Consider the following 24142-nt stretch of genomic DNA (forward strand, 5'->3'; position numbering starts at 1 on the left):
CGGAAGGGGCTGGTACCCTTGGCCTCTTCACCTCGCACTAACGGACCTCCGATGCGCCCTGCCCTGTTCGCCCTGCTGCTGCCGCTCGCCCTCGCGCCGGCCGCGCACGCCCAGACGCCCGCACCGCTCACGCTGGAGCAGGTGATGGCCGAGCCGGACTGGATCGGTCCGCCGGTCGAGCGCGCCTGGTGGGCATGGGACGGCAAGCAGGTGCAGTACGAACTGAAGCGCGACGGCAGCGTGGTCCGCGACACCTTCGAACAGAGCATCGATGGCGCCGCGGCGCGCCGCGTCGGCGACGACCAGCGCGCCCGCCTGGACGCCATCAACCCCGTCTACGACGCGACCCGCCAGCGCATGCTGCTCTCGCGCAACGGCGACCTCTTCGTGCGTGACCTTCGCAGCGGCACGCTGGCCCAGATCACGCGCACCAACGAGGCCGAGCAGCAGGCCCGCTTCGCCCAGGACGGCGCGGTGATCTGGCGCACTGGCGCCACGTGGAATCGCTGGACCTCCGGCACCGGTGCGGTCACCGTGGCCGAACTGAAGGCCGAGCGCGATCCGCTGGCGCCGCCCAAGGCGGATGCGCTGCGCGACCAGCAGATGCGCACGATCCGCACCCTGGCCGACGACCGCGCCCAGCGCGAAGCCGCGCAGAAGCAGGCGGAAGCCTGGCGCAAGGCCGACCCGAGCCGCGCACCCGCACCGATCTACCTCGGCACGGAGGTGGAGATCGAAGGCAGCTCGCTGTCGCCGAACGGCCGTTGGCTGCTGGTGGTGACGCGCAAGAAAGGCGCCGATGCCGGCCAGGCCGGCAAGATGCCGAAGTACGTGACCGAATCCGGGTACGAGGAATTCCAGGAAGTCCGCACGCGCGTCGGCCGCAATGCGCCGGTGCCGCACGCCCTGTGGCGTGTCGACATGGCCGACGGCAGCGTCAAGGAAATCCCGTTCGAAGGCCTGCCCGGCATCGACAAGGATCCGCTCGCCGCGCTGCGCAAACAGGCAGGCAAGGATCCGCTGAAGGGACCGCGCGACGTGCGCGTGGAGAACGACAGCGATGGCAACGCGATCGCCTGGACGAACGACGGCACCCAGGTCGCCGTGCAGGTGCACGCCGTCGACAACAAGGACCGCTGGATCGCCACCGTCGACCTGCCGGCGGCGCGCCTGCAGCCCCGCCACCGGCTGACCGACGACGCGTGGATCAACTGGGGCTTCAACCAGTTCGGCTGGCTGCCCGACAACCGCACGCTGTGGCTGCTCTCGGAAGAATCCGGCTACTCGCACCTGTACACCGCCACCGGCAACGAAAAGCCGCGCGCGCGCACCTCCGGCAAGTGGGAAGTGTCCGCGGCGGACGTCACCGCCGATGGCAACGGCTTCCTGTTCCTGTGCAACCGCGCATGGCCGGGCGATTACGAGGTCTGCAAGCTCGACCTGGCCAGCAACCAGCTGAAGGAAGTCACCGCGCTGGACGGCGTGGAGGACTTCAGCCTGTCGCCGGACGGACGCCAGCTGCTGGTGCGCCATTCGCGCAGCTACACGCCGGTCCAGCTCTCGGTGACGGGCGTGGACGGCGGCGACGCGCGCGCCCTCACCGACACCCGTACCGCGGCGTTCAAGGCGCGCGCATGGATCGAACCGGAGTACGTGCAGGTACCGTCGAAGCACGGCGCCGGCGTGGTCTGGGGCAAGTACTACGGGCCGAAGACGATGGAGGCCGGCAAGCGCTATCCCATCGTCATGTTCGTGCACGGGGCGGGCTACCTGCAGAACGTCACCGCGCGCTATCCCAACTACTTCCGCGAACAGATGTTCCACCAGTTGCTGGTGGACCGCGGCTACATCGTGCTCGACCTGGACTACCGCGCCAGCGAAGGCTACGGCCGCGACTGGCGCACGGCCATCTACCGCAACATGGGCCACCCGGAGCTGGAAGACTACCTGGACGGTCTGGAATGGCTGGTCGCGCAGAAGCAGGGCGACCGCGACCGCGCCGGCATCTACGGCGGCAGCTATGGCGGCTTCATGACGTTCATGGCGCTGTTCCGCGCACCGGGTGTGTTCAAGGCCGGCGCCGCGCTGCGTCCGGTGGTCGACTGGACGCAGTACAACCACGAGTACACCAGCAACATCCTCAACACTCCGGAGCTCGACCCGCAGGCCTACCTGGCCTCCTCGCCGATCGAATACGCCGACGGCCTTCAGGACCACCTGCTGATCGCACACGGCATGATCGACGACAACGTGTTCTTCAAGGACTCGGTGGTGCTTTCGCAGAAGCTGATCGAACTGCGCAAGGACAACTGGGAGCTGGCGGCGTATCCGCTGGAACGGCACGGCTTCACGCGCTCGGATTCCTGGCTGGACGAGTACAAGCGCGTGCTGAAGCTGTTCGAGCAGAACCTGAAGTAAGCCGTGCGCGCTTCTTCGCCCACTGCGAGCGGCGCCGCCTTCGTCACCGTGACGGCGAAGGTGTCGATCGTCGTGGGCATCGGCGCCACGCTCTATGCCGCACTGCAGGTGCTGGCGGCGCTGGTCATCCTGCGGGGCGAGGAGGTATCGCGTTTCATCGACTTCGTCGCGGCGCAGTCGGTGCCAGCGGGCCTGGTGTGGATGTTGTCGCACCTGACCGCGATCGCCGTCGGCTTCCTGCTGGTGAGCGCGGCGTTCCTGGCGGTGTCGGTGGGCCTGCTGCGTCGTCGCGCCTGGGGCTGGTGGGGCTTCGTCGCGTTCATGGTGCTGGGCGCGCTGGCCAACTTCGCCGGCATCGCGGTGATCGATGCGCTGTTCGCCTGGGTCGACCGTCTGCCGCAGACGCCCGACACCGCGCCCCTGCTGGCCGAACTGGCCACGCTGCGTTCGCTGTCGTTGGCCCTGGCCTGGGCGACGGCGGTGGTGTTCGGCGCGCTGCACGCGCTGATCGTGTGGCAACTGTGTCGGCCGAACGTGCGCGCCGAATTCGGATGGGCGCAGCCGCCCCGGTAGAATGCGCGGCATGAACGACATCTCGCCCGTCCGCGACTACCTCACCGACCTGCAGGACCGCATCTGCGCCGCCATCGAAGCGGCCGACGGCACGGCCCGGTTCCGCGAAGATGCATGGAGCCGCCCGCCGGGCGATGCGTCGCCGATCCGCGGCGGCGGGCGCACCCGCATCCTCCGCGACGGCGCCGTGTTCGAGCAGGCCGGCATCGGCTTCTCCGACGTGTCCGGCGATCGCCTGCCCCCGTCCGCCTCCGCGCATCGTCCGGAACTCGCGGGCGCGTCCTGGCGCGCGGTCGGCGTGTCGCTCGTGTTCCATCCGCGCAACCCCCACCTGCCCACCACGCACGCGAATGTCCGCCATTTCCGCGCCGAGCGCGATGGCGAAACGGTGGCGTGGTGGTTCGGCGGCGGCTTCGACCTCACTCCGTTCTACCCGGTCGACGAGGATGTCCGCCACTGGCACCACACCGCCCGCGATCTGTGCGAACCGTTCGGCGGCCAGGCGCGTTACGACGCGCACAAGCGCTGGTGCGACGAGTACTTCTTCCTCAAGCACCGCAACGAGACGCGTGGCGTCGGCGGCCTGTTCTTCGACGACCTGAGCGAGGATTTCGAGCGCGACTTCGGCTACCTGCGCGCTGTCGGCGATGGCTTCCTCGATGCCTACCTGCCCATCGTCGCGCGCCGCAAGGACGCGCCCTACGGTGAACGCGAGCGTGATTTCCAGCTGTACCGGCGCGGGCGCTACGTCGAGTTCAACCTGGTGTACGACCGCGGCACGCTGTTCGGCCTGCAGAGCGGCGGACGCGCCGAGTCGATCCTGATGAGCCTGCCGCCGCTGGTCCGCTGGGAATACGGCTATGCGCCGGAGGACGGCAGCGACGAGCAGCGCCTGTCCGACTACCTGCGGCCGCGCGACTGGCTGGCCGAATCCGCCTGACGTCGCCCCTAAGGTGAAGGCTTCTGGCGCGGCACCAGCGTGATGTGCCCCGTGTTCTCCAGCACCGCCAGTTGGATGTCCGCCATGTCCAGGCATCCGGACTCGCGCATGGCCTTCTCGAAGTCCTCATGGCTGATCAGCTCGCGCCGCAACACGTCGCGATAGACCTGTCCGTCGCGCGCCAGCAATACCGGCGCACCTTCCACCCAGCGCTCCACCCGCGGCGAACGCGCGGACAGCAGGCCGACCAGCCAGTTCAGCGCGATCAGGGTCGCCGCCAGCAACAGGCCACCGCCCACCGACGTGTCCTCGCCCAGCAGTGCGTTCTGCACCGCGTTGCCGAGCAGCACGACCAGCAGCATGTCGAACGGGGTGAACTGGCCCATCGTCCGCTTGCCCGACAGACGGATCATCCCCAGCAGGATGAAGTACACCACGCACGCGCGGAGCACGAAGGCCCACCAGGGCATGGCCAGCTGGAACATCTGGTCGAACGGAGCGCTCATGCGTCACCCGGCAGGAGGGAGTGCGCGCACGGTAGCGCACGCCGGGGCAAACGACAGGCAATAAAAAGCCCCGCAGACCAGGGGGAGATCGGCGGGGCCAGGGGAGCGGGACCTGGGGAGGGGTCGTCGCTCCGGGGGAGATCGCTCCAGGGGATGGGAGAGATCAGCGACAGACGTTGCATCTGTCGCGAGCTATATGACCACTCTGCACATGGATGGTTCGTGAAGATTCCGGTTAAAAAACCGTAAGATTCAGGAGGAATTCAGTTTATTGAACTCGTCGGTATACAAATATACCTGACAGGATTTCCCTGAACGTTCCGCAAGCCCATGTTCCGGAAGGGAAAACGTTTTCAGGCCGCGCTAATGGGCCTCTTCCCAGTTGTCGCCGACCCCGCTGTCGACCACCAGCGGAACGCTCAATTGCGCCGCCGCCGCCATTCGGGCGGTCGCTTCCTGCAGGAGGGTGGGCACGAAGTCCGCATCGGCCTCGAACACCAGTTCGTCGTGCACCTGCAGGATCATCAGCGCCTGGTCGCGGTGCCCGGCCAGCCAGGCATCCACGCCGATCATCGCGCGCTTGATGATGTCCGCCGCGGTGCCCTGCATCGGCGCGTTGATCGCCGCGCGCTCCGCGCCTGCGCGCTGCCCCTGGGTGCCTTTATTGATGTACTCCAGGTACAGCCGGCGCCCGAACACGGTCTCCACATAGCCCAGCTCGCGCGCCTGCTGGCGCGTGCGCTCCATGTAGTCACGCACGCCGGGGTAGCGACTGAAGTACAGGGCGATGTAGTCCTGCGCCTCGCCGCGTCCGATGCCCAGCTGGCGCGCGAGCCCGAACGCGCTCATGCCGTACATCAGCCCGAAGTTGATCGCCTTCGCCGCGCGACGTTCGTTGCCGGTCACCTCGTCGAGCGCGCGGCCGAACACTTCCGCCGCCGTCGCCTTGTGGATGTCGGCACCGGATTCGAACGCGCGCACCAGCCCGGGATCCTGCGACAGGTGGGCCATGATGCGGAGCTCGATCTGCGAGTAGTCGCAGGCCACCAGCTTGCGGCCCGGCGGCGCGACGAAGGCCTTGCGGATGCGGCGGCCGTCCTCGGTGCGGATCGGGATGTTCTGCAGGTTGGGGTCGGTCGAAGACAGACGCCCGGTGGCCGCACCGGCCTGGTGGTAGCTGGTGTGCACGCGACCGGTGTCGGCATTCACCATCTCCGGCAGCTTGTCGGTGTAGGTGCTGCGCAACTTGGCCAGTCCGCGGTATTCCAGGATCACGCGCGGCAGCTCGTGCTGGTCGGCGATGGCCTCCAGCGCCTCCTCGTTCGTGCTGGGCTGGCCGGTCGGCGTCTTCACCAGCACCGGCAGCTTGAGTTCGTCGAACAGCAACGCCTGCAGCTGCTTCGGCGAATCCAGATTGAAGGTGCGCCCGGCAAGCTCCGTGGCTTTCTGCTGCGCGGCCAGCATGCGCTTGGACAGGTCGGCGCTCTGCCGGCGCAGTTCGTCGCCGTCGATCATCACGCCATTGGCCTCGATGCGCGCCAGCACCGGCACCAGCGGCATCTCGATCTCGCGGTACACGCTCTCCAGGCCTGGTTCCGCGGCCAGCCTCGGCGCGATCGCGCGATGCAGGCGCAGGGTGATGTCGGCATCTTCGGCGGCGTAGCGGGTGGCGTCGTCGATGGCCACCTGCGAGAACGGGATCTGCTTGGCGCCCTTGCCCGCCACGTCTTCGTACTTGACCGTGTCGTAGCCGAGGAAGCGCTTGGCCAGGCTGTCCATGTCGTGGCGGTTGCTGCCCGAATTCAGCACGAAGCTCTCCAGCATCGTGTCGTCGGCGTAGCCCTGCACGTCCACGCCATGACGGCGCAGCACGTGCAAGTCGTACTTGCCGTGCTGGCCCAGCTTGCGCTTCGCCGGATCGGCCAGGACGGGCGCGAGTGCGTCCAGCACGTGGATACGTTCGAGTTGCTGCGGCGCGCCCGGATAGTCGTGCCCGACCGGCACGTAGACGGCCTTGCCTGTTTCGGTCGCGAAACTCAGGCCGACCAGACGGGCCTGCATCGGATCCAGGCTGTCGGTTTCGGTGTCGAACGCGAACTCATCCGCTGCGTGCAGCTGCGCGACCAGCGCCTCGAGCTGCGCGGATTCAGTCACGGCGGCGTACTCGCCGGCGACGCCCAGCGACGCATCCACGGGACCTTCGTCGACCGATGCCGCCGTCACGCGCCCGGTGCCTCGGGCCCGGCCCGGCTCCTTCTCGGCGATGGAGGTCGCGTCGGACACGCCGCCGTCTAGCTCCTTCAAGGCCTGGTTGAAGCCGTAGCGCGCGTAGAGTTCGCGCAACTCGTCGACATGGCGATCCCGCAACGGCAGCGTCTCGGGGCCGCCCTCCAGCGCCACGTCCGTCTTGATCGTCACCAGCGTGCGGTTCAACGGCAGGCGCGGCAGCGCGGCCCGCAGGTTGTCGCCGATCTTGCCCTTGATCTCGCCGGCCCTGTCGATGATCGCAGCGAGCGTGCCGTATTCGCCCAGCCACTTCGCCGCGGTCTTGGGTCCGCATTTCTCAACGCCGGGCACGTTGTCCACGGTGTCGCCCATCAGGGCGAGGAAATCGACGATCTGGTCCGGCCGCACGCCGAACTTTTCCATCACCGATTCGGTGGAATCCAGCCGGCTCCCGCTCATCGTGTTGACCAGCGCCACGCCGGGACGCACGAGCTGGGCGAAGTCCTTGTCGCTGGTGGAGATCGTCACCTCCATCCCCTTGGCCGCACCTTGCAGCGCCAGCGTGCCGATCACGTCATCGGCCTCCACGCCATCCACGCACAGCAACGGGAAGCCGAGCGCCTGCACGATGCGCCGCATCGGCTCGACCTGTGCCCGCAGCTCCTCCGGCATGGGCGGCCGGTTCGCCTTGTAGTCGGGATAGAGATCGTCGCGGAACGTCGGGCCGCTGGCGTCCAGGACGAAGGCGACGTAGTCCGGTTTCTCCTTCAGCGTCGCGCGCAGCATGTTCACCACGCCGAACAGCGCACCGGTGGGCTCGCCCTGCGCGTTGGTGAGCGGAGGCAGCGCGTGGAACGCGCGGAACAGGTAGCTGGAACCGTCGATCAGTACGAGTCGTGTCATGCCCGCATTCTACGCCGCGCCCCGGGAACGGCGTCACGCGCGCACTACGCGTTGGGCGCATAATCCGGCCACTGCCCCCGCCAGGACTCCACCATGACCCGCTCGCTGAAACGCGCCCTGCTGCTGTCCTGCGTGATCACCGTGGCCGGCTGCGCCTCGACCGGCGGCGCCAGCGCGCCGCCCGGCGTGGATCTCGCCAGCGCCCAGGTGGCCGTGCGCACCGAGAAGAACGGCGACACCATCGAGGAGTACCGGGTGGCGGGCAACCTGCGCATGGTCAAGGTCACGCCGTCGCGCGGCGCGCCGTATTACCTGTACGACTCCGACGGCGACGGCCGCCTGGACAAGAGCAAGGACAACAGCGACATCTCGCCGGTGTACTGGAAGCTCTACGGCTGGTGAGGCGCCGCCTTCAGCGGATCACCAGCACCGGTACGCCGCAACGGGCCAGCACCTCGCTGGTCTGGCTGCCCAGCAGCAGGCGCCCGAGTGCGCGCCGTCCATGCGACGCCATCACGATCAGATCGCAGCCCTCGCGTTCCGCCGCCTCCACTATGGCCTCGGCGGCATAGCGGTCGGCCACGTGCAGCGTGGCCGCGTCGACGCCGATGGTGCCGGCCTGGACGGATGCGCCGGCCAGCACCTTGCGCGCGGCTTCTTCGCGGGCGGTCTGGAACTCCGGCAGCGACGTGCCCACCGCGCTCCAGCCCAGCGCATCGTCGAAACCGGTGTTGATGGGCTCGCTGACGGTCAGCACGGTGGCGCGCGCCTGGAGGCGCGCCGCGAGCGTCAGGCCGTGCTCCACGCCCTTGCCGGCGAGCTCGGAGCCGTCGGTCGCGATCAGGATATGTCGGTACATGCCGCACCTCATGACGATGGGATGCGTCCATTACACGCGCGGCGGGCTTAGTACGCCGTGATCTGGATCAATCGGCCGCGCTACACCGCCTGCAGGTTCGCGTAGGCCAGCACCAGCCACTTGCTGCCTTCGTTGTCGAAATTCACCTGCACGCGCGCATGCGCGCCGCTGCCTTCGTAGTCGGTGACCACGCCATGCCCGAACTTGGCATGGGTGACCGTCTGGCCCAGCTTGAGCCCGGGGGTTTCCAGACTGGCATGGCCCGCCACGGGCCGCGTGGCGAACCCGGAGGCCGCGCGGCTGACCTGCACGCGCGGACGCACTTCGTTGACCAGCGACGCCGGGATCTCGCGCAGGAACCGCGACGGGATGCCGTACATGTCCTGGCCGTGCAGCCGGCGCGCCTCCGCGAACGTCAGCACCAGCTTCTGCCGCGCACGGGTGATGCCCACGTACGCCAGGCGGCGCTCCTCTTCCAGCCGGCCGCTCTCGTCCAGCGACCGGTTGCTCGGGAACAGGCCTTCTTCCAGCCCCACCAGGAATACCAGCGGGAACTCCAGGCCCTTGGCCGAATGCAGCGTCATCAGCTGCACGCCGTCCTCGCCGGCCTCCACCTGGCCCTCGCCGGCCTCCAGCGCGGCGTAGGACAGAAAGGCGACCAGTTCGCTCATGCCCTCTGTGGTCTCGTCGTCGTCGATGCGGCGCACGAAGCGCGAGGCCACCGAGACGAGTTCATCCAGGTTCTCGGTGCGGGATTCGGAATCCAGCCCACCGCGACTTTCCTTCGCCCAGTGCTCGCGCAGACCCGAGCGGACCAGCACGTGGTCCACGCGTTCGGCCAGGTCCATCTCGGCGGTCTCGCCCGCCAACTGTTCCACCAGCGACAGGAACGCGGCCAGCGCGTTACGCGCGCGCCCGGCCAGTTCCGTGCCCTGCGTGGCCAGCATCGCCGCACCCCAGAGCGACACGCGCGCGCCGCGCGCCATGCGGCGCACTTCGTCCAGCGTGCGTTCGCCGATACCGCGCGCCGGTGTGTTGACCGCACGTTCGAATGCGGCGTCGTCCGCGCGATTCGCCACCAAGCGCAGGTAAGCCAGCGCATCCTTGATTTCGGCACGTTCGAAGAAGCGCATGCCGCCGTAGACGCGGTACGGCAGTTGTTCGGACAAGAGCGCTTCTTCGAACGCGCGCGACTGCGCGTTGCTGCGGTAGAGGATGGAGGCGTCGCCCAGGCTGCCGCCTTCGCGCACCCACTGGCGGATGCGCTCGACGACGAAGCGCGCCTCGTCCATCTCGTTGTAGGCCGCGTACAGGTCGATCGGCTCGCCGTCGCCCGTGTCGGTCCACAGCTGCTTGCCAATCCGTCCCGGGTTGTGCGCGATCACCGCGTTCGCCGCACCGAGGATGTTGGCGCTGGAGCGGTAGTTCTGTTCCAGACGGATGGTCTGCGCCGCTGGATAATCGCGCAGGAACTGCTGCATGTTCTCGACCTTCGCGCCGCGCCAGCCGTAAATGCTCTGGTCGTCGTCGCCCACCACGAACACCTGACCGGTGTCGCCGGCCAGCACGCGGATGAAGGCGTACTGGATGGCGTTGGTGTCCTGGAACTCGTCCACCAGGATCTGGCGGAAGCGCGCGCGGTAGTGCGCCAGCAGCGCCGGCGTGTCGCGCAGCACTTCGTGGGCGCGCAGCAGCAGTTCGGCGAAATCCACCAGGCCGGCGCGGTCGCAGCGTTCCTGGTAGCCGGCGTAGACCTGCCGGCGCACGTCCAGCCAGTCGTCGTTCGGCGCGGGCTGCAGGTGTTCCGGGCGACGCCCTTCGTCCTTCTGCTCGTTGATCCACCAAGCGATCTGCTTGGGCGGGTACTTGCCCTCGTCCAGTTCCATCGCCTGCACCACGCGCTTGACCAGCCGCTGCTGGTCGTCGCTGTCCAGGACCTGGAAGGTCTCCGGCAGCTTCGCTTCCTGCCAGTGCAGCCGCAGCAGGCGGTGCGCCAGGCCGTGGAAGGTGCCGATCCACATGCCGCGGCTGCCGGTGCGCAGCTGCGTGTCGGCGCGCGCGCGCATCTCACCGGCGGCCTTGTTGGTGAAGGTCACCGCGAGGATGCCGTGCGCGGGCACGCCGTGCACTTCGTTCAGCCAGGCGATGCGGTGGGTCAGCACGCGGGTCTTGCCGGAACCGGCACCGGCGAGGACGAGGTAGTGGCCGGGCGGGGCGGAGACGGCTTCGCGCTGGGCCGGATTCAGGTGGTCGAGCAGGTGGGAGACATCCATCCGCCCATTTTACGGCCTGCGCCGCCCAGGCCCTGAGACGGCGTGCGGCTCAGCCCAGCTCCGCCACCTGCATCGAGACCTGCTTGCGGCCCTCGTCGAGCCACTGGCTGCCCGCTTCGACGAAGCCGTGGCGGGCGTGGAACAGGCGCGAGGGCTCGTTCGGCGGCACCACGTTGAACTCGCAGGTGATGCGCGGGATGCCCTGCCGGCGGGCGAACCCGAACAGGTCCCCGTACAGCGCGGACCCCAGCCGGTGCCCCTGCGCGGCGGCATCGACGACGATGCGGTCGACGTACAGGAAATCGGGGTAGCGCGCGGCGAACCAACCGAAGTTGTCGTTGCGGTAGTCCGCGCCGGCGCGCATCGCCAGCAGGAAGGCCACGACGCGGTCGTCGATCACGGCCACGCGGTGGTAAGCCGCCAGGGACGCCAGTTGGCGCGTCCTGTCCGCATCCATCGGGCTGGTGTGGCGGACTTCGGCCGCGTTCAGGGCGACGATGTCCGCGATGTCGGCCTCGACCGCATCGCGGATCACGGGCACGACCGCCGCCATGGCGTCAGTGCGCGGCGTGCTTCGACGCGTGGCCGCCGTTCATCAGTTTGTCGGTCCAGGCGATGCCGATGGCCGACAGGATGAACACGCAGTGGATGATGGTCTGCCACAGCACGCCATCCGGCGTCATCTGCGTGCACTGCGTGCTGGTGATCGCCATCTCGGCCTTCATCTGCGCCAATTGTTCGGGCTTGCAGAACGGCAGTCCGGTCAGCGCACCGGCGGCGATGAACGTCTTCAGCAGGTGGATCGAGGAGATGCCGATGATCGCCATCGCCAGCTTCACCTTCAGCACCGACGCATTGACGTGGCTCAACCACTCCGGTTGGTCCGGGTGGCCTTCCAGGCGCAGGCGCGAGACGAAGGTCTCGTAACCGCCGACGATCACCATGACCAGCAGGTTCGAGATCATCACCACGTCGATCAGGCCCAGCACGATCAGCATGATCTCCTGCTCACCCAGGCCGGGGGCGCGATGGATCAGGTGCCACAGCTCCTTGCCGAACAGGAACACGTACACGCACTGCGCCACGATCAGGCCCAGGTAGAGCGGCAGCTGCAGCCAGCGCGAAGCGAAGATCAGGTTGGGCAGGAAGCCGATACGGGCGTTGGAGGGCTGCGACATGGGCCGGGAACAGTGTTTTCCAAGGATGGCGCAGGGTAACGGCCGAATTTGACGCTGCCAAGTCCGTGGCCGCCGCTAGACTGCGGCTCTCCCCCGCGAGGAACTCCCATGATCGACCTGTACTACTGGCCTACGCCGAACGGCCACAAGATCACCCTGATGCTCGAAGAGCTGGCGGAGGCAGGCGCGAAGCAGGACTACCGCATCGTCCCGGTCAACATCGGCAAGGGCGACCAGTTCAAGCCCGAGTACCTCGCGTTTTCGCCGAACAACAAGATGCCGGCGATCATCGACCACGCCCCCGCCGACGGCGGTGAGCCGATAAGCGTGTTCGAATCCGGCGCCATCCTGCTGTACCTGGCCAACAAGACCGGCCGCTTCTTCGGCACGGACACGCGCCAGAAAGTGGCGGTCAACCAGTGGCTGATGTGGCAGATGGGCGGCCTGGGACCGATGACGGGGCAGTACGGCCACTTCACCGTCTACGCGCCGGAGAAGATTCCGTACGCGATCGATCGCTACACCCGCGAGGTGCAGCGCCTGCTCGGCGTGCTGGACAAGCAGTTGGCGAAGCACGCCCATATCGCCGGCGAGGACTACAGCATCGCCGACATGGCCACGCATCCCTGGATCAACGCCTACGACAAGTCGCCGCTCGACCTGTCGCCCTATCCCGCCCTGCAGCGCTGGCACGCCGAGATCGCGGCGCGCCCGGCCGTGCAGCGCGCGTACGCGCTGAAGTCGGAAGTCAATCCGAACGCGGGCCAGCCGCTCAGCGACGAGGAACGCAAGCACCTGTTCGGGCAGGGCGCGCCGAAGGCCTGAGAACCGGCGGCGTTCGCGTCATAATCCGGGACTGACCGGCCCTGCCGCCCGAGAAGTCCCATGCGCCTTGCCCTGCTTGCCCTGATGACCGTCGCCACCGCCCTGCCCGCCCACGCCGAGAAGCTCACCCTGGAAGCCATCACCGGCAGCGCGCCGCTGTCGGGTCCCACGCTGACCAAGCCGCAGATCGCACCGGACGGCACAAGGGTGACCTTCCTGCGCGGCAAGGACAGCGACCGCAACCGGCTGGACCTGTGGGAATACGACGTCGCCAGCGGACAGACCCGCCTGCTGGTGGACTCCTCGGTGGTGCTGCCCGGCGAGGAAGTGCTGAGCGACGAGGAAAAGGCACGCCGCGAACGCCAGCGCATCGCTGCGCTGTCCGGCATCGTCGACTACCAGTGGTCGCCCGATGGCAAGGCACTGCTGTTCCCGCTCGGCGGCGAGCTGTACGTCTACGACCTGGCGAAGACCGGCAAGGCCGCCGTGCGCAAGCTCACGAACGGTGGCGGCTTCGCCACCGACCCGAAGCTCTCGCCGAAGGGCGGCTACGTCAGCTTCATCCGCGACCGCAACCTGTGGGTCATCGCCCTGGCCGACGGGAAGGAAGTGCAGCTGACCCGCGACGGCAGCGACACGATCGGCAACGGCGTGGCCGAGTTCGTCGCCGACGAGGAAATGGACCGCCACACCGGCTACTGGTGGGCGCCGGACGATTCGGCCATCGCCTTCTCCCGCATCGATGAAACCCCGGTGCCGGTGCAGAAGCGCTACGAGGTCTATCCCGACCGCACGGACGTGGTGGAACAGCGCTATCCGGCGGCCGGCGACCACAACGTGCTGGTGCAACTGGGCGTGATCGCGCCGAAGACCGGCGCCACGCCGCGCTGGATCGACCTCGGCAAGAATCCGGATATCTACCTGGCCCGGGTGGACTGGCGTGATCCGCAGCGCCTGACCTTCCAGCGCCAGTCGCGTGACCAGAAGACGCTCGAGTTGATCGAGGCCACGCTGGCGACGGGCCAGCAGCGCACGCTGGTGACCGAAACCTCGAAGACCTGGGTGCCGCTGCACAGCGACCTGCGCTTCCTGAAAGACGGCCGCTTCCTGTGGTCGTCGGAGCGCAGCGGGTTCGAGCACCTGTACATCGCGTCGGAAGACGGGGCGAAGCTGACCGCGCTGACGCAGGGTGAATGGGTCGTCGACGGCCTGCTGGCGATCGATGAAGCCGCCGGTCTGGCCTACGTGAGCGGCACCCGCGACGGCGCCACCGAGACGCACGTCTACGCTGTGCCGTTGGCCGGTGGCGAACCGCGCCGGCTGACGCAGGCGCCCGGCATGCATGCCGCCGCCTTCGCGCGCAACGCCAGCGTCTATGTAGACAGCTGGTCCAGCGACACCACCCTCCCGCAGATCGAGCTGTTCAAGGCCGATGGCACGAAGCTGGCGACCCTGCTCGCCAATGACGTAACCAGCGCCTCGCACCCTTACGCGAAGTATCGCGCGGCGCATCAGACCACGACCTACGGCACGCTGACGGCGGCCGACGGCACCACGCCACTGCATTACAGCCTGATCAAGCCCGCCAATTTCGATCCGAAGAAAAAGTATCCCGTCGTCGTGTTCGTCTACGGCGGCCCCGCCGCGCAGACCGTCACCCGCGCCTGGCCCGGCCGCAGCGATGCCTTCTTCAACCAGTACCTGGCCCAGCAGGGCTACGTGGTGTTCTCGCTGGACAACCGCGGCACGCCGCGCCGCGGCGCGGCCTTCGGCGGCGCGTTGTACGGCAGGCAGGGCACCGTGGAAGTAGACGACCAGCTGCGCGGCGTCGCGTGGCTGAAGTCGCAGCCCTTCGTCGATCCGGCGCGCATCGGCGTGTACGGCTGGTCCAACGGCGGCTACATGACGCTGATGCTGCTGGCCAAGCACGACGAGGCTTATGCCTGCGGCGTGGCGGGCGCACCGGTCACCGACTGGGCGCTGTACGACACCCACTACACCGAACGCTACATGGACCTCCCCAAGGCGAACGAGGCAGGCTACCGCGAAGCCAGCGTGTTCACCCACGTCGACGGCGTCGGTGCGGGCAAGCTGCTGCTGATCCACGGCATGGCCGACGACAACGTGCTGTTCACCAACTCCACCAAGCTGATGAGCGAGCTGCAGAAGCGCGGCACGCCGTTCGAGCTGATGACCTATCCCGGCGCCAAGCACGGCCTGCGCGGCAGCGACCTGCTGCATCGCTACCGCCTGACCGAGGATTTCTTTGGCCGCTGCCTGAAGCCGTAAGCGTTCAACGGGGAACGACCGGAGCCCGCGCATGCACTCGACGACCTCAGCCTCTTCTACCTGGCTAAGCCGCAATTGGAAGTGGTGCGTGCCGGTCGTGGCGGCGCTGCTGCTCGCCCTGTTCGCCGCCTTCATCTTCGGGATCCTGGCGCTGGTCTTTGGTGCGATGAAATCCTCGGAACCCTACCTGCATGCGATGCGGGAAGCCCAGGCCGACCCTGCGGTGAACGCGGCGCTCGGCACGCCGGTCCGGGCCGGCTGGCTGGTGCAGGGAAACTTCAGCAGCAACGGCCCCGACGGCGAAGCCAACCTGGCCATCCCGCTGGACGGCGCGAAGGCAGACGGCACGCTGTTCGTGGTGGCGAAGAAGCACGCAGGCGAATGGCGCTACGAGACGCTGGCAGTGAACGTGGACGGTGGCGAGCGGATCGTGCTGGAGGAGGACGGCACCTCCGCCTCTCCTTGAGTCCGTGACGGAGAAGGCGGTCGACGGCCGCCTTCTGAGCAGGTCAGGACGACCGCGCGCTCATTTCTTCGGCGCCGGTTCCGGTACCACGATGGACGGATCGACCGGCGTGCCCGGCGGTACGTAGATCGCCACGCCTGCGGCCTGCTTCTGGGTGGTCGGAATGCCCATGCTCAGGCCGCCGCCCGAGTGGCGGCCGTAGCTGCCTGCGCCCACGGACATGCCTACCGGCGAGCCGCTGGAGCCCACGCCGAGCAACACGACGCCGTTGGCGCCGAGGGCGGCGGCTTCGCGCTTCAGGCGCGCCACGGCGGCATCGGTCTGGCCCTGGGTGCCGAAGCCGACCGCGCTCTTGGACTCCAGCTGGGCGATTTCCAGCGCGCCTGCGGGCGGAGTGCGATAGACCTGCACCTGGGCAGGATCGATCGGCGCACGCGCCTGGCCCAGCATGACCTTGGAACTGCCGGCACACCCGGCGACGAGCAGGACGGCGAACACGATGGCGGCGATGCGGAACGACATGGCGGCTTCTCCGGTGGCCTGCAGCGATCTTCCGCCGCACCGGCTGAATACTGGCATATCCCGTAGCACGGCGGCGTCACGGGACGGCGGGTTATCATTTCACCCTGACCATGCATCTGTTTCCCGCACGATGAGCGCCGCCCCCGACCTCCCGCCCGCGCCGCAGCGGCTGGCGGTCGACTACATCCATGCGCCCGGCCCCCAGGCGCTGCTCGGCATGCCCGAGACGCTGGCCGTGTTCGGTTTCGGCACGCTGGCGCCTTCTTCGGCCGCCATCGACGACGCCCGCTATCTGCACGTGCCCCTGTCGCCATTGCGCGAGGCTGCGGCACCCTACGAGGTGTGGCGGTCGGCGGGGCCGGTGTCGACCGGGCGCGAAGGCGCCATCCGCTACAGCCATGACGGCGCGCTGCTGTTCGGCGTGCTGGAATGGGAAGAGCCGGAAGGCGGCATCCTGCATGCCAGCGCCCATGCCTACGCGGCCATGGTGGCGTTCTGGCGCGACTGCGGCTATCCGCACCTGCTGCGCATCTGGAACTACTTCGATGCCATCACCCTGGGCGACGGCGACACCGAGCGCTACCGGCAGTTCTGCGTCGGCCGCGTGCAGGGATTGGGCGATGTCGATACGCGCACGCTGCCCGCCGCGACCGCGATAGGAAGCCGCGACGGTCGCCGTGTACTGCAGGTGTACTGGCTGGCCGCGCGCGAGCCCGGCATCCCGCTGGAGAATCCGCGCCAGGTCAGCGCCTACCGCTATCCGCGCGAGTACGGCCCGCAATCGCCGAGTTTCGCGCGAGCCCTGCTGCCGCCTTCGCCGCAGGTGCCGCTGTTGCTGTCGGGCACGGCCAGCATCGTCGGGCACGCCTCGCAGCACGCCGATTCGCTGCGCGCCCAGCTGGACGAAACGCTGACCAACCTCGACAGCCTGCTTGGCGCCGCGCGTGAGCGCGCGTCGACGCTGCCGCCGCACCTGGACGCCACGTCGCGGCTCAAGATCTACGTGCGCGACGCGGCGGATGCCGACGCGGTCGCCGCGCAGCTGGAAGCCCGCCTGGGCACCCGCGTGCCGTGGCTGATGCTGCATGCCGACGTCTGCCGCCGCGAATTGCTGGTGGAGATCGAGGGCATGCACGGCGTCGGCGCTTGAAGCACCGACGCCGCATCCGCATAGTGGGGGCATGAGGCGCCGCATCGCGCGCCCCGTTGCGGAGGACGTTCGATGGGACTGATCAGCCTGCTGTGGGGCATCGTGGCGATGCTGTGGATGGTGCTGGCGCTGATTCCCCTGCTGGGATGGGGCAACTGGTTCCTGATTCCCTTCGCCGCCGTCGGCGCGGTCATCGCGGCGATCGGCATCCTGTTCACCCGCACGGAGAACCGCGGCCGCGCGAAGGCGGGGCTGGTGCTCAACGGCATCGTGATCATCGTCGGTATCGTCCGCCTGTCGCTGGGCGGCGGAGTCGTCTAAAGGCCCATCGGACGCTGCGTTCCGCGCTGCGACCGCCGGTCGCAGGCCGGGCCCGGCCCCACGGGCGTATCATGCGGCGCTCTGCCAGGAGCCCGCGATGGCCTACCCCTACACCCGCCCGCGCCGCATGCGCCGCGACGAATTCTCCCGCCGCCTGATGCGCGAGAACGTGCTGACCAGCAACGACCTGATCTATCCCGTGTTCGTGCACGAGGAGAAGGGCCGGGCGCCGGTGGCCTCGATGCCGGGCGTGGAGCGCCTCTCGATCGACGAGTTGCTGCGTGTCGGCGAAGAGGCGCTGGAACTGGGCGTGCCGGTGCTGGACCTGTTCGGCGTGCCGGACCCGTCGGCGAAGACCGCCGACGGCCGCATCGCCTGGGACGAGGACGGCATCATCCCGCGTGCGATCCGCGCCCTGAAGGCGCGCTTCCCCGAACTGGGCGTGATGAGCGACCAGGCGCTGGACCCGTACACCACGCACGGCCAGGACGGACTGATCGACGACACCGGCTACATCCTCAACGACGAGACGATCGAGGCCCTGGTCAAGCAATCGCTGGCGCATGCCGCCGCGGGCGTCGACATCCTCTCGCCCAGCGACATGATGGATGGCCGCATCGGCGCGATCCGCGAGGCGCTGGAGAAAGCCGGCTTCATCAACACGCGCATCATGTCGTACGCGGCCAAGTACGCCAGCGCGTTCTACGGCCCGTTCCGCAGCGCGGTGGGCAGCGCCGGCAACCTGGGCAAGGGCAACAAGTTCACCTACCAGATGGATCCGGCGAACTCGAACGAAGCCCTGCACGAGATCGCACTGGACCTGGACGAAGGCGCGGACATGGTGATGGTGAAGCCCGGCCTGCCGTACCTGGACGTGATCCGCCGGGTGAAGGACGAGTTCGGCGTACCGACCTTCGCCTATCAGGTCAGTGGCGAGTACGCGATGATCAAGGCCGCTGCCGCGAACGGCTGGCTGGACGAGAAGGCGTGCGCGCTGGAAGCGTTGACCGCATTCAAGCGCGCCGGTGCCGACGGTGTGCTGACCTACTTCGCGCTGGACGCGGCGCGCTGGCTCCGTGGCGGCTGACGCGCGCCGGCCGCATGAAGCAACGGGAGCCTGCGGGCTCCCGTTTTCGTTCCAGGGTCAGAATCGCGCTTCCACGCCGAGCATCACCGTGTCGGCCCGGTTGAACTCGCAGTCGCTGTAGTCATCGCAGTCGTCGTAGTAGTACTCGTCGGCGTAGATGAAGGCCGTGTAGCCCAGGCTGACATTGAAGTGGCGGTTGATGTCCACGCCGATGGCCAGGCCCGCATAACCGCCGTCGGTGGAGAAGTCGCCGCCGCCGGGGAAGTCCTGCTCCGCATCGAAGTAACCACCGCGGACCACGGCGAACCAGGGGCTATCGCCGAAGTTCATGCGCGCGTTGGCGCCCGCGGCCTTGTAGGTCGCCTTCGGGAAGCGGAAGCCGCCATCGGTCGTTTCGTCCAGTCGGCCGCTGGACAGTTCCACGCCCACCTGCGCCCACGGACCCGCCTGCCAGCGGTAGCCCGCATTCACGGCCAACGCGTCCTGTTCGACGTCGTCATAGATCCAGCCCTGGCCGACCTGTGCGCCCACGAAGAAGCCCCCGTTGTCCTGCTCGCGTGCGGGCGCGGCCGGCGCGACGTAAGGCGCCGGTGCCGGCGCAGCGACCGGCGCGGGGGCCGGCGGTGCAGTCGTGGCCTGCGTCGGCGATGGCGCGGGCTGGGCGGGTGCGGGCGCCGGCGTTTCCTTCTTGCGGAAGGCGTCGTAGGCGGGCGAGACGGACTGGGCCTGGGCGTGCAGCGCGAAAGCGATCAGCGCCAACGGCAGGCAACGGAACAACGGTTTCATCGAGTTTCCCCTTTCGGTGATGGTGATGTCCCCGCGTCCTTGCGGTACCGGCGGGGCGATGGTGTGGTGCGGAAGCAACCGGACGGAGACGCACGCGTGGTGCCCGATCCGACCGGTTCGCGGTCGGCGAGCACCCGTGCAGCAGCAGGTTTCGATGGATGGCGGCCCGACCCCCCAGTCCGGCCTGCTTGTCGCCTGATCCCTGGCGCCCCCTTTCGGCGGCGGCACAGTGAAGGCCGGAGGCACCGCCTGTCAAGCCGGCAGCCGTGCGCGGTAGACTCGGGACGAAGCGGCATTCCTTTCTTCCTGTCGACGGGGTCCTGCGCCATGTCCAGCCATCGCTATGCCGTATTCGGCCATCCCGTCGCCCATTCGCTATCGCCGCGCATCCATGCGGCCTTCGCGCGGCAGGTCGGCATCGCGCTGGAATACACGGCGATCGACACCGCGCCGCACGACTTCGTCGCCACGCTGGACCGGTTCGCCGGCGAGGGTGGCGCCGGCGCCAACGTCACCCTGCCGCTGAAGGAAGCCGCGTTCGCGATCTGCGCGCAGGCGACCGACCGCGCGCGCCGCGCCGGGGCGGTCAACACGCTCACCCGCAACGACGGCCAGTGGCACGGCGACAACACCGATGGCGCCGGCCTGGTGCGCGACCTCACCGGCCGCCACGGCCTGGACCTGCGTGCGCGGCGCGCGGTGATGATCGGCGCCGGGGGTGCAGCGCGCGGCGTCGCACCCGCCCTGCTCGATGCCGGCGTCAGCGAACTGATCATCGTCAATCGCACGCCGGAGCGCGCCGACGCACTCGCCGATGCGCTAGGCGAACCGGACCGCGCGCACTCGCGCTACTGGGACGACCTGCGCAACCTCGGCGATTTCTCGCTGATCATCAATGCGACGTCCGCCGCCCGCCAAGACCAGGGCGAGTTCACCCTGCCCTTCACCCTGGCCACGCCACGCACGCTGGCGGTGGACCTCAACTACGGCGAAGCCGCGATCCCCTTTCTCGCCTGGGCGCGCGCCGCCGGCTGCCACGACGCGGTCGACGGCCTGGGCATGCTGGTCGAGCAGGCCGCCGAAGCCTTCGAACACTGGCACGGCGTGCGCCCGGAAACCGACGCGGTCTACGCCGCGCTGCGCGACAAGGACAAGGTGCTGGTGACGGCGGATTGAGGCCACCCATGCATCGCGCGCGATACCCTTCCCTCATCACCGAACGGAGCGATCCATGGACGGCTTCCTCACCCAACTGCTGACGATGCTGGGCTACCAGCTGCCCGAACTGCTGGCCTGCGTGGCCGGCGTCGCCATGCTGGCGATGTGGGCGCCCGCGGCCCCCGGCCGCTCGCTTGCGTTGACCGGCACGGGGCTGATGCTGGCCGCCACGGTGCTGCGCGCCGCGATGAGCGTCTGGCAGGCCTGGCTGATCAACAGCGCCGCCGACGGCTACGCGTCGATCAGCGGGATGATGTCGCTGTTCGGCGCGGTCGGCATGCTGCTCGGCATAGTGTCCGCCGCCGGCCTGGTGATGCTGGCCTGGGGCGCCAGCAAGGCGATGCAGGCGGCGCGCGCGACCGCGTAGGCGATAACCGCATACCCGCGGCGTGAATCGGAATAGCTCCACGCGTGCCGCGCGCGATGCCGACCGGTAGCATCGCGGCATGACCCGACGCCTGCTGATCCTGTTTTTCTGCCTCGCAACCCTGCTGCCGGGTATCGCCCTCGCGCAGGGCCAGTTTAAGGTGCTGGTGGTCGCCATTCCCAACCGCTATCACCACGACTACGCCGTGGTCGCCAAGCCGCAGTTCGAACGCATGGCGCAGCGGCATGGCTTCGACCTGACCTGGTCATGGAACAGCACGCCATTCGATGGCGACCTGTCGCCGTACGCCGCCATCGTCCTGCTCAACACGCCGGGCGACGAACTGAAAGGCGCGCAGCGCACGAATTTCGAAGCGTACGTGCGCAAGGGCGGCGGCGTGGTCGCGGTGCATCGCGCCTTGATCTTCAACCCGCCCGGCGAGTGGCCCTGGTTCGAGCGCCTGATCGGACGCACGTTCCGCATTCATCCGATGGTGCAGACGGCCACGGTGCGCGTGGAGGACGCCGCGTTTCCCGCGGCGTTCGGCCTGCCGGCGAACTGGGTATGGACGGATGAGTGGTACGAGTTCAACGCCCCGGTCACGCGCGGCCTGCGCACCGTGCTCAGCGTGGACGAACGCACGTACGACCCGACGCGCATCTGGCCGGGTCAGACCGCGAACGGCATGGGCGAGCACCATCCAGTGGCGTGGTACCACGCGTACGACGGCGGTCGCGTATTCGTGACCGCGCTGGGCCACACGCCCGCGCTGTACGACGAACCGCTCTACCTCGAACACCTGTATGGCGGCCTGTGGTGGACCGCGACCGGCAAGGGCATCGACACCCCGCGCTGACGCGTCAGTCCGTCGTCGACGTGGCGCACAACCTCAGCTCCGCGCAGAGGAAGGCCATATGCGCCTGTGGGGTATCCGCGCCGCCGTAAGGCAGTACCGTCCAGCGCTCGCGTGCCTGCATCGCTTCGCCCGGCGCCAACGTGCGGAACGGCGCGTGCACCTCCATCTCCAGCAGGCCGGCGTCGACATCGGTGCCATGGTCGAGATAGAGCTCCACCTGGCCCTGATCGGGATGGATCGCCGCGCGCGGCTGGTGATCGAAACGGATCACGAATGCCTGGCCCTGCGCGAAGCCGGCCATCCACCCTGCCGACGGCTGCAGGAACGCCTTGCCGCGTCGGGTCGTGGTGCCGTCCGCCGGCAGGAACGCGAACACACCGTCCACGATGTGCCACGCGGGCGTCTGGCCTTGTACCCCGTCGATGCGCACATCGCGTGCGTGGGCGACCGGCACGTACACGCGCGTGGTGGCCGAGGTGCGCGTGTTGAACCATAGGTCGCGCGCGACCGGGCGTTCGCGGATGTTGCGGGCCAGCGCGGTCACCTCCAGGGTGGCGGGATCCGCAGGATCGAAGGCGAACGACTTCAGCAGCCGCACGCCGGTGACCGGACTGTCCACGCCTTCCAGCACCAGCCGGTCCGGCGTCCGCGCCACCACGCGCGTCTGCGCGAACGCCAGGTAGGGGTCCGGCGGCCACACAGCCTTCGTGTCGCGACGCGCAGGATTGACGTGTTGATCCGACCACCAGCCACCCTGCGGACCCAGCCACACGTCGTGGCCGAGGTAGCCGATGTCGTCGGCCGTCGCCGACACAGCCGGGGTCGGCTGGGACGCGACCGGGTCGCCGATCTTGATGAGGTTCGGATGGCCGATCCGGCCGAACGCCAGCACGCGGCCGCCGAGCGCGGGGGTGATCTCGACCGCTGCCTCGCGCGAATGCAGGCGGATGCGTTCGACCTCGGCGGCGCGGGCGCCGGACGCGTCCAGGCACAGCGCCAGCATCACGGCGAGGGTCGCGTGCGTGCGCATGCGCGGCGCTACAGCGCGCCGTCCCGCTTCACGGCCAGATAGCGCTCCACCAGCGCGCCCGGCAGCTCGTCGGTGGTCACGTCCAGCACCATGACGCGATGGCTGCGCAGGGCTTCGTGCGCCGCCGTGCGCTGCTCCAGGTAGCGGGCGACCGCACCGGCGTGGATCGCGCCCTGCAGATCGCGCACGTCGTGGCCGAGGGCATCGTCCAGCGAGGTCTCGCGCAGGCTGGCCACGCAGACCAGATGGCGACGCTGCAGCAATCGCACGGCCGCCAGCAGGTCTTCGATGTCCTCGTCGCGCACGTTGGTCACCAGCATCACCAGCGCGCGGCGACGCTGGCGCAGGCTCAGCTCGGTCGCAGCGGCCAGGTAATCCGTAGCGACGGCGCGCGGCTGCAGGTCGTAACTGGCGCGCAGCAGCGTGTCGATGGCGCCCATGCCGCGCTGCGGCGCCACCCAGCGACGGTCGCCGCCGGCAGCCAGCAGGCCGACGCCGTCGCCCTGCCGCAGCGCCAGGTAGGACACCACCAGCGAGGCGTTGAGCACGTGGTCGAAGTGGCCGAGCGCGTCCTCGCGCGCCATCATCCGGCGGCCGGTGTCGATCAGCATCACCAACTGCTGGTTCTTCTCGTCCTGGTACTCGCGCGAGATCAGCTTCCGCGAGCGCGCGGTCGCCTTCCAGTCGATCTGGCGCAGGCTGTCGCCGACGCGGTATTCGCGCATCTGGTGGAAGTCGGTGCCTTCGCCGCGGCGCCGCTTCAGGTGCGCGCCGACCAGGCGCGAGGCCTGTTCCGCACTGAACAGCGCGAAGCGCGTCAGCGGGGCGAAATTCGGATAGACGCGCACGCGCTGCGGCACGCCGGCCACGCGCGCCTGCCGCCACAGCCACAGCCGCGAACGCAGCCGCAGGTGCACGCCCTCGAACGTGGCATCGCCGCGTGCGATGGGCTGCAAGCGGTAAGTGAAGCGCGTGGCCGACAGCGTCGCCAGGTGCAGGCGGCGCGGCAGGCCCGACGAGGGCCATCCGCCGGGGTGCAGGTCGAACACCTCCACTCGCTGCTTCACCCGCGACTCGAGTTGCAACCCGACCTCGCGCTCGATCCCCAGCGGCAAGGCGTCCGGTACTTCGCGCACCACGTCGGGCGTCGGCCGCCGATGCAACCCCACGCCGTCCAGAACGGCCATCGCCGCGATCGACGCGCCCACCAACTGCCACTGCCACAGCGGCCAGGCCAGGAACGGCACGGCGAGCCCGGCCAGGCCCCAGGCCGCGAGCAGCAGGATCAGGAGCGGTGCAGGCCTCACGCGCGCGATTCCTCCGGTGCGCGCGGTGCGGCGTCAGGGGCG

At 68.7% G+C, this 24142-nt stretch carries 23 protein-coding genes; 13 read left to right on the forward strand and 10 right to left on the reverse strand.

What is annotated here, in order from left to right:
* Window positions 1-75 precede the first annotated feature (75 nt).
* From BLT45_RS17695 to hemF, 3 genes are read left to right on the forward strand one after another with little or no spacing between them, the layout of a single operon-like run.
* A complete protein-coding gene (locus BLT45_RS17695; protein ID WP_175455901.1) occupies window positions 76-2418 on the forward strand; it encodes a S9 family peptidase in 2343 nt (780 codons plus the stop codon).
* A gap of 3 nt (window positions 2419-2421) precedes the next feature.
* A complete protein-coding gene (locus BLT45_RS17700; protein WP_093304114.1) occupies window positions 2422-2991 on the forward strand; it encodes a hypothetical protein in 570 nt (189 codons plus the stop codon).
* 10 nt (window positions 2992-3001) lie between these two features.
* Window positions 3002-3931 carry an oxygen-dependent coproporphyrinogen oxidase gene (hemF, locus tag BLT45_RS17705; RefSeq protein ID WP_093304370.1) on the forward strand — a complete coding sequence of 310 codons (930 nt, stop codon included), beginning with the start codon at window positions 3002-3004 and terminating at the stop codon, window positions 3929-3931.
* 8 nt (window positions 3932-3939) lie between these two features.
* Here hemF and BLT45_RS17710 read toward each other — a convergent pair whose 3' ends face one another.
* Both BLT45_RS17710 and polA read right to left on the reverse strand, forming a co-directional pair.
* Window positions 3940-4437 carry a DUF421 domain-containing protein gene (locus BLT45_RS17710; protein ID WP_254771948.1) on the reverse strand — a complete coding sequence of 166 codons (498 nt, stop codon included), beginning with the start codon at window positions 4435-4437 and terminating at the stop codon, window positions 3940-3942.
* Between the two features lie 363 nt (window positions 4438-4800).
* Window positions 4801-7566 (reverse strand): DNA polymerase I, encoded by a 2766-nt coding sequence (polA, locus tag BLT45_RS17715; RefSeq protein WP_093304119.1) that lies wholly within the window; start codon window positions 7564-7566, stop codon window positions 4801-4803.
* Window positions 7567-7659: 93 nt separating this feature from the next.
* Here polA and BLT45_RS17720 point away from each other — a divergent pair, with 93 nt between their 5' ends.
* A complete protein-coding gene (locus BLT45_RS17720) occupies window positions 7660-7968 on the forward strand; it encodes a DUF2782 domain-containing protein (RefSeq protein WP_093304122.1) in 309 nt (102 codons plus the stop codon).
* A 10-nt stretch (window positions 7969-7978) separates the two neighbouring features.
* Here the strand turns inward: BLT45_RS17720 and BLT45_RS17725 are convergent, their stop codons facing one another.
* From BLT45_RS17725 to BLT45_RS17740, 4 genes are all read right to left on the reverse strand, one after another.
* Window positions 7979-8425: a universal stress protein gene (locus tag BLT45_RS17725; RefSeq protein WP_093304127.1), complete on the reverse strand. Its 447-nt coding sequence runs from the start codon at window positions 8423-8425 to the stop codon at window positions 7979-7981.
* A gap of 80 nt (window positions 8426-8505) precedes the next feature.
* The gene (gene uvrD, locus BLT45_RS17730; RefSeq protein WP_093304131.1) at window positions 8506-10698 is read right to left on the reverse strand and encodes a DNA helicase II; all 2193 of its coding nucleotides are present in this window, start codon (window positions 10696-10698) and stop codon (window positions 8506-8508) included.
* A gap of 49 nt (window positions 10699-10747) precedes the next feature.
* Window positions 10748-11251 (reverse strand): GNAT family N-acetyltransferase, encoded by a 504-nt coding sequence (locus tag BLT45_RS17735; protein WP_254771949.1) that lies wholly within the window; start codon window positions 11249-11251, stop codon window positions 10748-10750.
* A 4-nt stretch (window positions 11252-11255) separates the two neighbouring features.
* Complete coding sequence (locus BLT45_RS17740; protein WP_093304136.1) at window positions 11256-11876, reverse strand: TIGR00645 family protein; 621 nt, start codon at window positions 11874-11876, stop codon at window positions 11256-11258.
* A 108-nt stretch (window positions 11877-11984) separates the two neighbouring features.
* Between BLT45_RS17740 and BLT45_RS17745 the strand changes: the two genes are divergently transcribed.
* Genes BLT45_RS17745 through BLT45_RS17755 form a run of 3 tightly spaced genes read left to right on the forward strand, consistent with a single transcriptional unit; the run spans window position 11985 to window position 15456 of the window.
* Entirely contained in the window at window positions 11985-12701 is a 717-nt protein-coding gene (locus BLT45_RS17745; RefSeq protein WP_093304141.1) for a glutathione binding-like protein, read from the forward strand.
* A gap of 60 nt (window positions 12702-12761) precedes the next feature.
* A complete protein-coding gene (locus BLT45_RS17750; protein ID WP_093304146.1) occupies window positions 12762-14990 on the forward strand; it encodes a S9 family peptidase in 2229 nt (742 codons plus the stop codon).
* 31 nt (window positions 14991-15021) lie between these two features.
* Entirely contained in the window at window positions 15022-15456 is a 435-nt protein-coding gene (locus BLT45_RS17755) for a cytochrome c oxidase assembly factor Coa1 family protein (RefSeq protein WP_093304149.1), read from the forward strand.
* A gap of 60 nt (window positions 15457-15516) precedes the next feature.
* Here BLT45_RS17755 and BLT45_RS17760 read toward each other — a convergent pair whose 3' ends face one another.
* The gene (locus tag BLT45_RS17760; protein WP_093304152.1) at window positions 15517-15978 is read right to left on the reverse strand and encodes a hypothetical protein; all 462 of its coding nucleotides are present in this window, start codon (window positions 15976-15978) and stop codon (window positions 15517-15519) included.
* Between the two features lie 217 nt (window positions 15979-16195).
* Between BLT45_RS17760 and BLT45_RS17765 the strand changes: the two genes are divergently transcribed.
* The 3 genes from BLT45_RS17765 (at window position 16196) to hemB (ending at window position 18536) form a co-directional block, all read left to right on the forward strand.
* Window positions 16196-17128: a chorismate transformation FkbO/Hyg5 family protein gene (locus BLT45_RS17765; protein WP_254771957.1), complete on the forward strand. Its 933-nt coding sequence runs from the start codon at window positions 16196-16198 to the stop codon at window positions 17126-17128.
* 72 nt (window positions 17129-17200) lie between these two features.
* Complete coding sequence (locus BLT45_RS17770; protein WP_093304162.1) at window positions 17201-17449, forward strand: hypothetical protein; 249 nt, start codon at window positions 17201-17203, stop codon at window positions 17447-17449.
* 97 nt (window positions 17450-17546) lie between these two features.
* Window positions 17547-18536: a porphobilinogen synthase gene (gene hemB, locus BLT45_RS17775; RefSeq protein ID WP_093304168.1), complete on the forward strand. Its 990-nt coding sequence runs from the start codon at window positions 17547-17549 to the stop codon at window positions 18534-18536.
* Window positions 18537-18593: 57 nt separating this feature from the next.
* Here the strand turns inward: hemB and BLT45_RS17780 are convergent, their stop codons facing one another.
* On the reverse strand, window positions 18594-19322 hold the full coding sequence (locus BLT45_RS17780) for an outer membrane beta-barrel protein (protein WP_093304173.1): 729 nt from the start codon (window positions 19320-19322) through the stop codon (window positions 18594-18596).
* A 327-nt stretch (window positions 19323-19649) separates the two neighbouring features.
* Between BLT45_RS17780 and aroE the strand changes: the two genes are divergently transcribed.
* From aroE to BLT45_RS17795, 3 genes are all read left to right on the forward strand, one after another.
* Window positions 19650-20498, forward strand: coding sequence for a shikimate dehydrogenase (gene aroE, locus BLT45_RS17785; RefSeq protein ID WP_093304177.1), 849 nt, complete (start codon window positions 19650-19652; stop codon window positions 20496-20498).
* 55 nt (window positions 20499-20553) lie between these two features.
* On the forward strand, window positions 20554-20907 hold the full coding sequence (locus BLT45_RS17790) for a hypothetical protein (protein ID WP_093304181.1): 354 nt from the start codon (window positions 20554-20556) through the stop codon (window positions 20905-20907).
* A gap of 79 nt (window positions 20908-20986) precedes the next feature.
* Window positions 20987-21763: a ThuA domain-containing protein gene (locus BLT45_RS17795; protein WP_093304186.1), complete on the forward strand. Its 777-nt coding sequence runs from the start codon at window positions 20987-20989 to the stop codon at window positions 21761-21763.
* A 4-nt stretch (window positions 21764-21767) separates the two neighbouring features.
* Here the strand turns inward: BLT45_RS17795 and BLT45_RS17800 are convergent, their stop codons facing one another.
* Both BLT45_RS17800 and BLT45_RS17805 read right to left on the reverse strand, forming a co-directional pair.
* Window positions 21768-22793, reverse strand: coding sequence for a DUF4380 domain-containing protein (locus BLT45_RS17800; RefSeq protein WP_093304191.1), 1026 nt, complete (start codon window positions 22791-22793; stop codon window positions 21768-21770).
* An 8-nt stretch (window positions 22794-22801) separates the two neighbouring features.
* Window positions 22802-24100 (reverse strand): DUF58 domain-containing protein, encoded by a 1299-nt coding sequence (locus tag BLT45_RS17805; protein WP_093304197.1) that lies wholly within the window; start codon window positions 24098-24100, stop codon window positions 22802-22804.
* Window positions 24101-24142 lie beyond the last annotated feature (42 nt).

Origin of the sequence: Pseudoxanthomonas sp. CF385 (assembly GCF_900104255.1) — a bacterium.
Lineage (GTDB): Bacteria > Pseudomonadota > Gammaproteobacteria > Xanthomonadales > Xanthomonadaceae > Pseudoxanthomonas_A.